We start from the raw sequence: 14,677 nt of genomic DNA on the forward strand, positions 1-14,677 counted from the left end.
GGGGGGATCGGGAATAGATGGACAGGCTGCGGAATCAATCACTTGGCAGGGTCCAAGGCAATCGCACCAAATAACCTTGTCCGCAGCCTGAGCCCTTGCTTCACAGCAAGGGCTTTTTGTTTCCATCAGTTGGCCCGCACAGGCCGGGACTCAGGGCCGCATGCTGCCCTGCTCCACCAGCCGCTCATGCCAGGACAATGCTTCGCCCAGCAAATGCGGAGTGTGCTTGCCCTTGCTGTCGCGGCAGGCGCGGTCGAAGTAATCCTGCAGTAACGGGCGGTAGTCCGGGTGGGCACAATTGGCAATCACCGTGCGCGCACGCTGTTTGGGCGACAGGCCGCGCAAATCGGCCAGGCCCTGCTCGGTAACGATGATGCAGACGTCGTGCTCGGTGTGGTCGACATGGCTGACCATGGGCACGATGCAGGAAATCGCGCCGTTTTTGGCGGTGCTGGGGGTGACAAAGCAGGACAGGAAGCCGTTACGGGCAAAGTCACCTGAGCCGCCAATGCCGTTGATGATGGAGGTGCCGGCCACATGGGTGGAGTTGACGTTGCCGTACAGGTCGGCCTCCACCATGCCATTGATGCCGATACAGCCCAGACGGCGAACCAGTTCGGCATGGTTGGAGATTTCCTGCGGCCGCAGCACGATGCGTTCACGGTAATGGTCGATATTGCGGGCAAACTCCTGCACGCCTTCCGGGCTGAGTGACAAGGCGGTGGCCGAGGCCATGCGAATGGTGTCGGTGCGGATCAAATCCAGCATGCCGTCCTGAATCACCTCGGTAAAGGCGGTCAGATTGGTGAAACCACCATCACGCAAGCCGCCCAGCACCGCATTGGCGATATTGCCGACGCCGGATTGCAGCGGCAGCAGGTTCTCCGGCAAACGGCCCATCCTGATTTCATGCTTGAGGAATTCCACCAGATGCCCGGCAATGCGCTGGCTGGTTTCGTCCGGCGGGGTAAAGCGGCCCAGACGGTCAGGTGCATGGGTTTGCACCACCGCCACCACCTTGGCCGGGTCCACCCGTAAATACGGCTCGCCAATGCGGTCACCCGCCTGGGTCAGCGGAATCGGCTGGCGGTTGGGCGGCAGTGCCGTACCGTAATAGATGTCATGCATGCCATCCAGCCCCAGCGGCTGGGTGCTGTTGACTTCCAGAATCACCTTGTCGGCCAGGTCCAGCCAGGTCTTGTTATTACCGATGGAGGTGGACGGAATCAGCCGGCCATCCGGCAGGATGCCCGCCACTTCCACCACCGCCAGGTCGATCTTGCCCAGAAAGCCGAACCAGGTGTATTGCGCCACCTGGCCCAGATGCACATCCATATAGTCGATTTCGCCACGGTTGATGCGTGCGCGCAGCTCCGGGTCTGACTGGTAAGGCAGGCGAAAATCAATGCCACCGGCCTTGGCCAGCGCGCCATCCAGCTCCGGCGCGGTGGAGGCCCCGGTAAGCACACGCAGGGCGAACTTCTCGCCGCGTCCCTGCGCTGCTTCAATACGGCCAGCCAGCGCCAGCGGCACTGCCTTGGGGTAGCCCGAGCCGGTAAACCCGCTCATGCCCACGGTCATGCCCGGCTGGATGTGTGTGGCGGCCTCCTCAGCCGACATGATTTTCCCTGCCAGACCGGCATGGTGAATGCGTTGTTCCACTTGTTGTTCCCTTGCAATTTCCGGCCTGTTGCGGCCTGGTGTTTTATCGAGCGTCGTGCCGTTCTGAAGTGTCGGCTTGTTACTGGCTGCCAACTTTGTCTTACGTTCACGTCAGCTAGCCAAGCCTGCTACTTAAGCAGCTTCAACCGGATTGCGGAGAACTAATCAGGCAAAACATGACCTGAATCAAAACCTGTTTGACCAAAGCTGATATAGGGTAGCCCTTGATTTTTCGCTCAACAAAAATGTCATTTGAATTTTTATTCACGCAATATGATTTAATTGGCATATTTATCTTCCCCCTGTTTCCTGTAGTGCCAAACCGGCAAACATTGCGGCAACAGTCCACGCGCATCCTTCTTGTTCTGTATCAAATTTGCATCAAATATCCATATTTGACCGCCAGGCCAGTTAATTCGACCGCGAGTACTGGATTTAAGGGTTAAACATTGTTAGCTTCTACTGATTTTGGTAATTCAACCAAATACCATGTCAGCATCCCGAGCATCCAGAAAGTCCGTCCCCGCCGATACAGACAAGGACCCGCGCACCCGGCTGATTGAAGCCGCCTTGGAAGTCCTGCTTCATGACGGTATCATGGGATTCAGCCAAAGCAAGGTTGCGCGCCAGGCCGGGCTGCGGCAAAGCCATCTGACTTATTACTTTCCCACCCGCAACGATTTATTAACCGTGGTGGTGGAACACGGCTGTCAATTGGTGATCAATGCTCAGGACTGCAGCGAACCTGCCGCCTTGGGCAGCCTGGAGGATTTCCGGCTGCGGATGTGCAACAACGTATGTGACACCCGCATTGCCCGCCTGATGGTGGCGGTTACCGTGGCAGCAGAAACCGACCCGCGGCTCAAGCAGTGGATCAGCGATTTTGACCGCCGCATGTTGAACAACAAGAAAGAAGCATTCCAGCAATACGGCATCACCTGCAGTACCGATGAGCTGGCGCTGTTCCACAGCACCATTGCCGGCATCGCGCTGCGCAACCTGAACAGTTGCACCCCGGAAGATCATGCCGAAGCCCGGCATCGCTTTTTGCTGGCCTTTGACCGGCTGGTCCTTGCGTCACATCCGACACAAAGATCAGAAAAATCCTAGGAATCAACTCGCCCATAAGGCAGGACAATGCCAACACCCTTTTGCAAGGGATCGGCATGAAATGTAACAGGAGCATCATGATGCATCCCACCCCCTCTCCCGGCCGACAAGCACATAGCCGGACCCTGATCGCGCAACGCGCCTTGCTGCCCCTGTTGCTGGGTCTTGGCCTGAGCGGCTGCACGCTGACGCCGCCCGCACGGGCACCGCAGATGGTTGACAGCCAGATGCAAAACTACGGCAGCAAACTGGCTGACCAGCAAACGGCAGCCAGCCCCACCGGCATCGGCAATAGCGGCATTTCGCAGCACCTGGCCTATGGCCAGCAGCTGCCTGACGAGTGGTGGCAGCTGTTCCGCTCCCCGGCACTGGACAAACTGGTGCGCGAAGCGTTGCAGAACAACCCCAGCCTGGGCGCTGCGCGCGCAGCACTGAAGCAGGCGGAGGAAAACTACAATGCGGCGGCTGGTTCGCTGCAATATCCTTCGGTCAGCGGTCAATTGGGCGGCAGCCGGCAACACCAGCTGTTATCAGGCAGCACGCCATCCACCTACAACGTGCTGAGCGCCGGTCTGAACGTGTCTTATTCGCTGGACCTGTTCGGTGCCAATCGCCAGCAATTGCTGGGACTGATGGCGGCTACCGACTATCAGCGCTACCAGCTGGAAGCCACTTACCAGACCCTGATCTTCAACGTGGTGACCACCGCCATTCAGGAAGCTTCGCAACGCGCCCAGCTGCAAGCGACGCAGGAGATGCTCGCCGCCAGCGAACAACAACTGCGCATTGTGGAAAAACAGGCGGCACTGGGTGGCGTGGCCCGCAGCAACGTGCTGTCGCAAGCCACACTGGTGGCACAAACCCGCGCGCAGCTCTCTCCGCTGGAAAAGGCACTGGACCTCACCCGCCACCAGCTGGCGGTATATGTCGGCAAATTCCCGTCTGAACAGGGTCTGCCGGAATTCACCCTGGACAGCCTGCAACTGCCCGCCGAATTACCCGTCTCCCTGCCATCCGAACTGGTTCGCCAGCGTCCGGACATCCGTGCCAGCGAGGCCTTGCTGCAACAGGCCGGCGCCGCAGTTGGTGTGGCCACGGCCAACCAGTATCCGCAAATCAACCTGACTGGCAGCTTCACCCGCGAGCGCTTGTTTGTTGGCCCGGCCACCACCGGGCTTAGCCTGTGGAGCATCGGTGCCGGTGTCACTCAGTCCCTGTTTGACGGTGGTTCCTTGCGCGCCAAGAAACGTGCTGCGGATGCCGCATTCGAACAGGCGCAGGCCCAGTACCGGGATACCGTGCTCAAGGGCTTCCAGAACGTGGCCGACAGCCTGCGGGCCGTCAGCGCCGATGCCAGCACCCTGCAAGCCCAGACCGAAGCCGAAGCCCGTGCACGCGAAACCCTGCAGCTGACGGAAAAGCGCTTCCGGCTGGGTGCAGTCAGCCAGCTGGCACTGCTGGATGCCCAGCGCACCTGGCAGCAGGCCCGCATCAGCCTGATCAGCGCCAGCGCCAGCCGGCATGCCGATTCCGCTGCGCTATTCCTGGCACTTGGCGGTGGCTGGTGGAACCGCAATGGCAACGATGGCAATGCAGAGCAGTCCGCCCAGGCCCGGCCCTGAGCCCGGCACACAAACAACACGCAATCTAGAGAGATAAAAGGAAAGCAATATGACCAAGCGAATGTTCATCATGCTGGGAGGCATAGTGCTGCTGGTAGTGGTGCTGGGGCTGGGCTTCTTCATGCATATCCGCAGCCTGATGGCTGCGCACCCAAGCCGACGCCGCAGGTTGTCAGCACCATCATCGCGCACACCAGCCAATGGCAACCGCAACTCAAATCCGTCGGCACGCTCAGCGCCGAACATGGCGTGGATATCAGTAGCGAAGTAGCCGGCCAGGTGCGCAGCGTCCATTTCCAGTCAGGGCAGGACGTGAAGGCCGGTGATGTGCTGGTACAACTGAACGCCGATGCCAACGTGGCCCAGTTGCATGCACTGGAAGCGGCAGCCGAACTGGCCGCCATCACGCTGAAGCGGGACCAGGCGCAACTGGCGGTGCAGGGTGTCGCGCAGTCTCAGGTGGACAACGATGCCGCCGACCTGAAAAGCAAGAAGGCGCAAGTGGCGCAACAGGCTGCGGTGGTGGCCAAGAAAACCATTCGCGCTCCGTTTGCCGGACGGGTGGGCATCACCAGCGTCAATCCGGGCCAGTACCTGAATGCCGGTGACAAGATTGTCACCCTGCAACAGATCGACCCTATCCATATCGACTTCAACCTGCCGCAAAGCCAGCTTTCTGCCGTTCATACCGGCCAGAAAGTGGTGGTTCAGACCGACGGCACCGCTGACAAGCAGTTTGTCGGCAGCGTAAACGCCATCAACCCCAAGGTCGATCCCAACACCCGCAACGTGCAGGTGCAGGCCTTGATTGCCAACCCGGGCCGCAAGCTGCTACCCGGCATGTTTGCCAATGCCAGCCTGGACACCGGCAAGCAACAGCCCTACCTCACCCTGCCGCAGACAGCAATTACCTATAACGCCTACGGTTCCACCGTGTTCGTGGTGGTGCCGGCCGGCAAGGATGCTTCAGCTGCAGGTGGCAATCTGGTGGCCAAGCAGGTATTCGTGCAGACCGGGCCGACCCGTGGCGACCAGGTGGCCATTCTCAGCGGTGTGAAGGAAGGGGATCAGGTTGTCACTTCCGGCCAGGTCAAGCTGAAAAACGGTATTGCCGTGGCCATCAACAACAGCGTACAGCCGGCAAACAACCCCAACCCGACTCCGCAGGAACAGTAAGGGCGCGCCATGAACTTTACCGATATCTTCATCCGGAGACCGGTGCTGGCCACCACCATCAGCTTGCTGCTGGTGGTGCTGGGCTTGCGCTCGCTGTTTGGCCTGCCAGTCAACCAGTACCCGCAAACCCAGAATGCCGTGGTCACCATTTCCACCACCTATTACGGTGCGGATGCCAAAACCATTGCCGGCTTCATCACCCAGCCGCTGGAAGGGGCCATTGCCCAGGCACAGGGCATTGACTACATGTCCTCCACCAGCAATAGCGGGGTGTCCACCATCACCGCCAACCTGCGGCTGAACTACGATGCCAACCGGGCGCTGACCGAAATCAACACCCAGGTCAACTCGGTGAAAAACCAGCTGCCCGCGCAGGCGCAGCAGCCGGTGCTCACCGTACAGACCGGCCAGACCACGGACGCCATGTATCTTGGGTTTTACAGCAAGACGCTGGCCAACAACTCGGTAACGGACTTTCTGAACCGGGTGGTCAAGCCCAAGCTGGACGCCATTCCGGGGGTACAGACAGCCGAGTTGCTGGGGGCGCGCCAGTTCGCCCTGCGGGCCTGGCTGGATGCCAACAAGATGGCTGCCCACGGCGTGACTGCCACCGACGTGAGCAATGCACTGGCCAGTAACAACGTGCTGGCTGCCGTAGGCAAGAGCAAGGGGCAGATGGTCAGCATTCCGCTGACTGCGGCGACTGATCTGCACAGCGTGGAAGAGTTCAAGAAGCTGGCCATCAAGCAGAATGGTGATGCCATTGTGCGGCTGGAGGACATTGCCACCGTTACCCTGGGCTCGGAGAACTACGACTTTAACGTGGCTTTCAGTGGCGAACGCTCGGTGTTCATCGGTATCAAGGTGGCACCGGAAGCCAACATCCTGGATGTTGCCAAGACGGTACGTGAAGCCTTCCCAGCCATCCAGAAGCAACTGCCCTCCGGCCTTACCGGGCAAATCGTGTATGACTCCACCGACTTCATCAACACCTCCATTCATGAAGTGGTGAAGACCCTGCTCGAAGCGCTGGTCATCGTGACCGTGGTGATCTTCCTGTTCCTCGGCAGCTTCCGCGCCGTGCTGGTGCCGGTGATTGCCATGCCGCTGTCGCTGATCGGCACCTTCTTCATGATGTTGCTGCTGGGCTACTCCATCAACCTGCTTACCCTGCTGGCACTGGTGCTGGCGATTGGCCTGGTGGTGGACGACGCCATCATCGTGGTGGAAAACGTCGACCGGCACATGAAGGAAGGCAAGTCGCCGTTTGAAGCCTCCATCATCGCGGCACGCGAACTGGGCAGCCCGATTCTGGCCATGACCGTGGTACTGGTGGCCGTGTATGTGCCCATCGGCTTCCAGGGTGGCCTGACCGGTGCACTGTTTACCGAGTTCGCCTTTACCCTGGCCTCCGCCGTTACGGTGTCCGGCGTGGTGGCCCTCACCCTGTCACCCATGATGTGCTCGCGCTTCTTCCGGCCCGAGCAGGATGAAGGCCGCCTGGTCAAAGCCATCGACCACACCTTCGAAAAGGTGCAGAACGGCTACCGTCGCCTGCTGCACAGCCTGCTGGAAACCTGGCAGGTACTGGTGGTGATGGCCGTCATCATGCTGGCACTGCTGGGCGTGATGACCAAGATGTCGCAGTCCGAACTGGCACCGGAAGAAGACCAAGGCATCGTACTGGGCCAGATTGTCGGCTCGCCCACCGCCACAGCAGACCAGATGCAGACTTATGCACAGCAAATGTTTGCCATCAGCAAGGCCACGCCAGAATACGAGCAGATGTTCCAGATCACCGGCACGCCGACTGTCAATGCCGGCATTGGCGGCATTCTGCTCAAACCGTGGGAGGACAGAACGCGCAGTGCCAAGGAGATCCAGCAGGATCTGCAAAACCGCTGGAACAAGATTGCCGGTGCACGGGTAGCGGCCTTCCAGTTCCCACCACTGCCGGGCTCATCCGGCTTGCCGATCCAGTTTGTCATCAAGACCACCGAACCGTTTGAAAACCTGAATGAAGTGGCACAGCAGCTGCTGAACAAGGCGCAAAGCTCTGGCAAGTTCTACTTTGCCGACGTGGACCTGAAAATCGATGCACCGCAAACCACCGTGGTGATCGACCGGGACAAAGCCACCGCCATGGGCATGACCCAGCAAGATGTCGCCAATGCCATGAGCGCAGCCATGGGAGGCGGTTATGTCAACTACTTCTCCATTGACGGCCGCTCCTACAAGGTCATCCCGCAATTGCTGCAGAAGGACAGACTGAACCCGGCGCAGCTGCTGGACTACCAGGTCCGCACGCCCAATTCCGGTGTGATTGCCCTGTCCACCATCGCCAAACTGAAGACCGAAGTGGTGCCGGAATCGATTACCCGCTTCCAGCAACAGAATTCGGCCACCCTGTCCGGTGTATCCGGCCAGGCACAAGGCGAAGTGCTCAAATACCTGGAAGACACGCTGAAGGAAATTGCGCCCAGTGGTTATACCGTGGATTACGCAGGCCCTTCGCGCCAGTTCAGCCAGGAATCCGGTGGCTTTGCTCTCACCATGCTGTTTGCCGTCATCATCGTGTTCCTCACCCTGGCTGCGCTGTTTGAAAGCTTCCGCGACCCCGTGGTGATTCTGGTCTCGGTACCGCTGGCACTGTTTGGCGCGATGATCTTCATCTTCCTGGGCTTCTCCTCCATCAACATCTACACCGAGGTGGGCCTGGTGACGCTGATGGGTCTGATCAGCAAGCACGGCATCCTGATTGTGGAAGTCGCCAACGACCTGCGCAGCAAGGGTGCCAGCAAGCTGGATGCCATCGTCGGTGCGGCAGAAATCCGGCTGCGCCCCATCCTGATGACCACCGCTGCCATGGTATTTGGCGTCATCCCGCTGGTGATTGCCTCCGGTGCGGGTGCCGCTGGTCGCCATGCAATGGGTCTGGTGATTTTCACCGGCCTGTCCATCGGCACCTTGTTCACCTTGTTCGTGGTGCCTGCCATGTATATGGCACTGGCATCAGAACATGGCAACAAGGAAGCAAAGGACCAAACCAGCACATCGGCAGCAGATATCGCCTGATACCCTGTCGATGTACACAGAAAGCCCGCCATGTGCGGGCTTTTTTCATACCGGTATCGCGGAAAGTGAAGCTTTATTGACCTAGGCAAAATGAATGTCCGGAACCATGCACTATTATCCAGACATCAGCAGCAACGGAACCGGCCATGCTGCACATGGCGTCCAGCGCATATCTTGCGCGCCGACCAACGATGCCTCACCGGGTATCAGGTTCTGCTTGCTGTCATTCCATCATTGCAAGACATCCCCCAACAGGAGATAACCAAATGGATAAAGCAATCAAGGCAGCCATGGAAGGCCTGCTGCGTGTTGCCACCGGCGAAACCCCGCATATCCGTCGTGCCAACTGCCCGGAAAACGGATCTGACGATCGTCAGGTCGACTGCCCGGCTTGCCAGGCCATTGAGCGGGCAGAAAAGCTGTTGCACCCGCAATGGGCCGACAAAGCGCAGATCCTGGAAACAGTGATTCGCCGACTGGATATCGGCTAATCTAGGTGCGCTGTACGATCAGCGACCCAATCGCATTGGCCAGGCTGGAATACAGCTGCAAGCCAACGCACAAAAAATGACAAACAGGAGCTACCCACCTCGCAAGAGAGCGGTGGCTCTTTGCACTTCTCACCCCTCGCCCCATTCCCGGAAGGATGGAAACAATCAACATCCGGCAGGAACCAGTCAAACTGAATATCCGCTCCCCACAGCCTTGCCCTGGTGTGGTGTGCTGAGGTTAATTGCACAGGGAGAGATCAGCGGGACTAAATGGGATGAAACGGGATCAGCCGCGCCAGGCAAGCGTTTCATCCAATAAACCGTCCCAAGGCACCCGCTGTTTAAATTTTGCGAAAGAGTTACATGCACAAGGCCAGAAATGGCACTTTTTGCAAGTTATTTGCACTGGCGTCAGGCGTCAGAGTTGACGGCCAAACCAGACCACGCGGCCAACGACTGCAAAATCGCCACCAGGATTGTTCAGATCAACTTCAAACGGCTCATAGGACTCATTGGCGCTCAGTATCTTGAGGCGACCGCCAATTAGCTTCTGAACTCGCTTAACAAGCAAGTCCCCCTCAATGCGCAGCACATACAGCCCAGTTGTTGGCGACGTGTCTGCGTGATTAACCAGGATGACATCCCTGTCATTCAGAACCCCCTCCATTGAGTCCCCCTTTACCGATAGGACTGATAGGTCCTTGGGGTCAATTCGCAGGAAGTTATCTATCCAGTAGCGCCGGAAAGACATGGAGAACATGGGCTTTTCGCCAGCTACCGCCGCGCCATGCCCTGCTGCAGCCTTGAGATTGTAGCGAGGGATGAAGACGAACTCGGATAGGTCCACTGGATTGCCCAGGGTGTCATGGCATGGGCAATCATTCTTACTACTACTGGTCACCTGATCCTTGGGTGATGGGCCTTCACCAGTGGCAAGCCACTCAACCGATACGCCGCCAGCTTTAGCCAGAGCAACCAAGGTAGATAGTGTTGGTTCACCTCCATTAATCAATCGCTGCAGGCCTGTTTGCGATACGCCAGATGCAGTCGCAAAGGCGCGAACGCTTTTGAATGCAGGAAGCAGCGATGAAAGCCTTTGGTGGAATCCTGAGCTTTCAGGTTCGGGCTTTGAACTTGAAAGTTGATTGTCTAAATTTTTTTCAGCTTTAGAGTTCATGGTAAGCCTTTGAATTTTAAGCAAACAAGTCAACAAGTTGCGGAAATGGCAACAAGAGGGATTGTTTTGAACATGAAAATGAACCTTTTCATGTTTACTTTGAACCTTTTTGGTCATATCATGTGCTCACCTAATCACAGCAAGAGATTAAGAAATGAGCACATCCACAACCCAAAAAAAACCCGCCGAGGATTGGCACCGGGCGGATATTGTGGCGGCCGTTCGTAAGGCTGGATGGTCTCTTCGCAAGCTGTCTATCGGGGCTGGTTTGAGCCCTTGCGCATTAAACAATGCCCTGGATAGACCGTGGCCGAAGGCAGAAAACATTATTGCCGCCGCCATTGGCGTTGAGCCGGAGACCATCTGGCCGAGCCGCTACGCAAAGCGCCATTTTAAGCCAGTTTTTCCAACCATTCCTCCTTCTTCCGTAAATACCCCAGCGGCATCACGTTCTGCCGTTGCTGTTGAGTGAATGCTAGGGGCGAACTGACCAAATGGCCACCACGCAGATTCCCTTTGGCAGGAGTGATGCCATGAGAAACAACGGCGGGAAATCCCGCAGACCAACAAGCCTTGCAGAGGCTTTCGATCTTGATGAAGCAAATGCCCTGAAGGCACACCGCCGCCCGCGCAAGCAGATGGAAGAGCTGATGGGTACCAACCGTTCCACCTATGCCCGCTGGGTGTCCGACTGCGAGATGCCTGCCGGTCGCTTGCTCCAGTTCGCAGTGCTTTGCGGTTCGGCCCACGTCATTGAGTACCTGGCCATTGCCTGCGGAAAGCTGGTTGTCAGCATCCCGACTGGCAAAAAGGCCAAGGCCAGCGACCTGGGTGAAATGCAAGCCAACTTCGGCAAGGCCGTGATGCTCCTGGAGCAGTTTTACCGAGGTCAGTCCGATCTATCAGAAACGCTGGGCGTGCTAAACGAGGTGCTCTCGCAGGTCGCGTACCACCGCGAGAACGTCATTAAAACCGGTCAGCCGGAGCTTGAACTGTTTGAGGAGTGAGAGATGAAAAAAGCAAAGAAGGTTGCAGGAACGATGACCAGTAAACCGTGGCTTATTCGCATTCAAAAACAACTGATTCAGGCTGCGCTGCCGAATAAAAGCCGAAAGCAGTATGCCCAGCTTTGTAGCTGTGGCTGGTCATTGCCAAAAGGAGAGGCAGCCAAAGCAGATGTTGATGCCTTGTTCTGCCCGAAGTGTGGCACTAAGCGTCGGATTGGGTCTTAAAGCTCTTTCCGCAGCCACTGCAGTAATCGCCCTTGTACCAAATAGGACGTTCGCACGCTGTACAGGCAGTAACCATCGGTGAGCCGCATTTTGGACAGAAAGCGCAATGAGCCATGCCACTGTCAGTGATGTTCTCCGTGAAGTGGCAAGTGCTGTTAGAGCACACCGAAAAAAGTTTCACTTTCCCCATGAGGACTCTCCAATGAAGGTTTATGACATGCAAGTTGGATGCCTGCATCGCCATTCTACCCAGATTGGCAGAGCCCTCACCCAACAAGGAGGCCGGGCATGAGCCAGGTCGAACTTAAAACCCACTACAGCGCTGCAGAACTGGCGGAAATGAAGCTGCCAGGCATGCCTGGAACAATCCAGGGGATTGGTATCCGGGCCAAGACTGAACAATGGGAGTCAAAAAAGCGCCAGGGCCGTGGCGGTGGCTATGAATACGCCCTCTCCAGCCTTCCTGACGCAGCTGTTCGCGCTATCAAGGACCGCCTGGTGGCGTCAATGATTGCCGCCCCCGCTGTGTCTGTACCTGTTTTGCCGATGAAGGCGCAGCAGATGGAGCTGGCACTGACTAGCCGTCAGCAAACTGTTGAAGGTGCCCGCAAGGGTGTACTGGTTGCCATTGAGCGCCTGATGGCAGGCTGCGGTGTTACCCGTGAAGCGGCTATTCACACCATGCTGACCCAGGCGAAGGCCGGCACCCTGGACCCTCACCTGGAGCGGATGCTACGTGCTGCCCATGATGGCCGTGGCCGTAAGGGCGATAGCCCATACCCATCTGTACGCAGCATCAAAGGCTGGCGCGCACTTGAAAAACAAGGGCAGCTTGCCCCGAAAACTGCGGTTAGCGCCGTGTTGGAAATTCCGGCCTGGGCCAAGTCTTTCCTGGATTACTGGCAAGTGCCTTCCAAACCGAGCGTATCCCATGCCTATGAGCAATTTGCACGGGATTGGACCGATAGCCCGGAAATGCTGCCATCAATTCACCAGGTGCGCCGCTTCATCGGCAAGTTGGGCACGGTCTCGCGGGAAACTGGTCGTATCGGCCCACGTGAGATGAAGAACATCAAGCCCTTTGTCCGCCGTGATATTTCCGATCTGCTGCCGAATGACGTGTGGACAGCGGACGGCCATACCTTCGACGCCGAGGTACAGCATCCGCTACATGGCAGGCCATTCCGCCCGGAAATCACAGCCATCATCGACGTGGCCACCCGCCGCATCATCGGCTGGAGCGTTGGCCTGGCTGAGTCTGGACTTGCTGTGCTGGATGCCATCACCCATGCAGTGACCCGTGAGGGCGTGATGGCGATCTTCTATGTCGACAATGGCTCCGGCTACAAAAACGACATGCTGCGCAATGAGTCGACTGGCGTGATGGGGCGACTTGGGGCCGACATGCGTTTTGCCCGCCCTTACAACTCGCAGGCTAAGGGGGCTGTTGAGCGGCTGCACCAATCGGTATTCGTTCGCGCCGCCCGTGAGCTGCAGAGCTATATCGGTGCCGACATGGACCGCGAGGCGAAGTTGAGCCAGTTCAAGCTGACCCGCAAGGCCATCAAGGATGGTGGCAGCGTGAACCTGATCAGCTGGTCGAACTTCATTGCCTTCATCAACCAGCGGATTGCCGATTACAACGCCCGCCCGCATCGCGGACTGAATGGCATCAGCCCGGACATGAAGCTGGCCGAATTTGTTGCCATGGGATGGGAGCCAACCCGCTTGCAGCCAGGCGAGGAAGCCTATCTGTTTCGACCACAAGTCGAGCGGACCATCAGCCGCTGTGAAATATCTCTGTTCGGTAACCGCTATTTCAGCCGGACTCTGGAAGAGTTCCACGGCGAGCGCTTGCGCATCGGCTACGACGTGAACGATGCCAGCCGGGTCTGGGTGTATGCCGACGATGGCAGGCTTATTTGCACAGCGGAATGGAATGCCAACGTTCGCAGTTTCTTCCCTGTCTCGGTGATTGAGCAGGCCAGAGAGAAACGCGCAGCTGGCAGAGCGAACCGCCTGCAGGTGCATCTGGAAGAGGTGCAAGCCGAACGACGCGGCCAACCGCTCATTGAGGCCCAGCAGGAAATTGTTATCCCAGGGCTGATCAGCGGCACACGTGAGCAGCTGGCAGAAGCCGCTGCGCTTGCCCGTGCCAAGCGTCAGCCGCAGACCACTGAGACACCTAGTCTGCGGGTGATTGATGTTGAACCGACCCCCGCACCCAGCAATGTCCTGAGCCTGCCGGATACCCCGGATGCCCGGTACCGCTACTTCTGCACCCTGCGCGACCGTCACCAGCGTGGCGAACCGCTGGGCGAACGTGAGCTGGACTGGCTGCTGAACAAATACGTCCGTACCAATGAATACCGAACCCTCAGCCAGCGCTGAGACCACAAAAAACAGGAGCCTAAACGTGAATCGCATTGCACCGATTGCCAACCTTGATCTTGTCAGCATCGCCATGAGCAAGCTGATCAACCGCCAAGACGGCCTGCCCGGCCTGGGCGTTTACTACGGCCCTAGTGGTTACGGCAAGACCACCACCATCGTCGCTGTAGCCAACGAGACCCGCGCCTACTACGTCCAGATGCGCAGCGCTTGGGGCAAAAAAGCCCTGCTGGAAAAAATCGCCTTTGAAATGGGCATGCGACCTGCTGCCACTGTGTCAGCCAATCTGGATCTGATCTGCGAACAGATGTCGACCAGCCAGCGTCCGCTGATTCTGGATGAAGCCGACCACGCGGCCTCCCGCCCCGGCATGGTGGAGTTACTGCGTGACATCTACGAAGGCAGCCAGGCTCCGCTGATGCTGGTGGGGGAAGAAATGCTACCCAGCAAGCTGAAGAAATTTGAGCGGTTTCATGGTCGGGTGCTGGCTTGGGTGCCGGCGCAGCCGGTAACCATGAGCGATGCCCTGAAGTTGAAAGATATCTACAGCCCGGATATCGCCATTGCCGATGACTTGCTGGCGTATGTGGTCGACCTTGCTCACGGTTCTGTTCGTCGGCTTTGCGTCAACCTGGTGAACATCCAAGAGCACGCCATGTTGAATGGTCTGGACGCAATTGACCGGGCTACTTGGGGTACCCAGCCGCTCTATACCGGCGATGCACCGAGAAGGGTTTAACG

General features: G+C 57.9%; 13 protein-coding genes. 11 read left to right on the forward strand and 2 right to left on the reverse strand.

All coding sequences use genetic code 11. From position 1 onward, the window contains the following. Nucleotides 1-150 precede the first annotated feature (150 nt). Entirely contained in the window at nucleotides 151-1,620 is a 1,470-nt protein-coding gene (locus AWT75_RS00180; protein ID WP_062786261.1) for an acetyl-CoA hydrolase/transferase family protein, read from the reverse strand. Between the two features lie 531 nt (nucleotides 1,621-2,151). Between AWT75_RS00180 and AWT75_RS00185 the strand changes: the two genes are divergently transcribed. The 6 genes from AWT75_RS00185 (at nucleotide 2,152) to AWT75_RS00205 (ending at nucleotide 9,136) form a co-directional block, all read left to right on the forward strand. Then, on the forward strand, nucleotides 2,152-2,772 hold the full coding sequence (locus AWT75_RS00185; protein ID WP_082695869.1) for a TetR/AcrR family transcriptional regulator: 621 nt from the start codon (nucleotides 2,152-2,154) through the stop codon (nucleotides 2,770-2,772). Between the two features lie 77 nt (nucleotides 2,773-2,849). After that, nucleotides 2,850-4,394 (forward strand): efflux transporter outer membrane subunit, encoded by a 1,545-nt coding sequence (locus tag AWT75_RS00190; RefSeq protein WP_082695870.1) that lies wholly within the window; start codon nucleotides 2,850-2,852, stop codon nucleotides 4,392-4,394. A gap of 49 nt (nucleotides 4,395-4,443) precedes the next feature. Further along, entirely contained in the window at nucleotides 4,444-4,665 is a 222-nt protein-coding gene (locus AWT75_RS22460; RefSeq protein ID WP_239689401.1) for a hypothetical protein, read from the forward strand. Then, the gene (locus tag AWT75_RS00195) at nucleotides 4,578-5,570 is read left to right on the forward strand and encodes an efflux RND transporter periplasmic adaptor subunit (protein ID WP_239689412.1); all 993 of its coding nucleotides are present in this window, start codon (nucleotides 4,578-4,580) and stop codon (nucleotides 5,568-5,570) included. The genes AWT75_RS22460 and AWT75_RS00195 overlap by 88 nt, the downstream gene beginning before the upstream one ends. Before the next feature lie 9 nt (nucleotides 5,571-5,579). Next, a complete protein-coding gene (locus tag AWT75_RS00200) occupies nucleotides 5,580-8,645 on the forward strand; it encodes an efflux RND transporter permease subunit (RefSeq protein ID WP_062785928.1) in 3,066 nt (1,021 codons plus the stop codon). A 266-nt stretch (nucleotides 8,646-8,911) separates the two neighbouring features. Next, entirely contained in the window at nucleotides 8,912-9,136 is a 225-nt protein-coding gene (locus tag AWT75_RS00205; protein ID WP_045846038.1) for a hypothetical protein, read from the forward strand. A 418-nt stretch (nucleotides 9,137-9,554) separates the two neighbouring features. Here the strand turns inward: AWT75_RS00205 and AWT75_RS00210 are convergent, their stop codons facing one another. After that, a complete protein-coding gene (locus AWT75_RS00210; RefSeq protein ID WP_239689402.1) occupies nucleotides 9,555-10,430 on the reverse strand; it encodes an XRE family transcriptional regulator in 876 nt (291 codons plus the stop codon). Between the two features lie 37 nt (nucleotides 10,431-10,467). Between AWT75_RS00210 and AWT75_RS20625 the strand changes: the two genes are divergently transcribed. The 5 genes from AWT75_RS20625 to AWT75_RS00225 all read left to right on the forward strand — a co-directional run bounded on the left by AWT75_RS20625 (nucleotide 10,468) and on the right by AWT75_RS00225 (nucleotide 14,675). Next, on the forward strand, nucleotides 10,468-10,785 hold the full coding sequence (locus tag AWT75_RS20625; RefSeq protein WP_082695871.1) for a helix-turn-helix domain-containing protein: 318 nt from the start codon (nucleotides 10,468-10,470) through the stop codon (nucleotides 10,783-10,785). 61 nt (nucleotides 10,786-10,846) lie between these two features. Further along, complete coding sequence (locus tag AWT75_RS00215) at nucleotides 10,847-11,320, forward strand: hypothetical protein (protein WP_153013191.1); 474 nt, start codon at nucleotides 10,847-10,849, stop codon at nucleotides 11,318-11,320. A 3-nt stretch (nucleotides 11,321-11,323) separates the two neighbouring features. Next, nucleotides 11,324-11,545 carry a hypothetical protein gene (locus AWT75_RS21140; RefSeq protein ID WP_153013192.1) on the forward strand — a complete coding sequence of 74 codons (222 nt, stop codon included), beginning with the start codon at nucleotides 11,324-11,326 and terminating at the stop codon, nucleotides 11,543-11,545. A gap of 288 nt (nucleotides 11,546-11,833) precedes the next feature. Continuing rightward, the gene (locus AWT75_RS00220) at nucleotides 11,834-13,936 is read left to right on the forward strand and encodes a Mu transposase C-terminal domain-containing protein (protein WP_062785937.1); all 2,103 of its coding nucleotides are present in this window, start codon (nucleotides 11,834-11,836) and stop codon (nucleotides 13,934-13,936) included. Between the two features lie 25 nt (nucleotides 13,937-13,961). Beyond that, a complete protein-coding gene (locus tag AWT75_RS00225) occupies nucleotides 13,962-14,675 on the forward strand; it encodes an AAA family ATPase (RefSeq protein ID WP_231960148.1) in 714 nt (237 codons plus the stop codon). The last annotated feature ends 2 nt before the right edge of the window (nucleotides 14,676-14,677 follow it).

Origin of the sequence: Aquitalea pelogenes (assembly GCF_001515305.1) — a bacterium.
Lineage (GTDB): Bacteria > Pseudomonadota > Gammaproteobacteria > Burkholderiales > Chromobacteriaceae > Aquitalea > Aquitalea pelogenes.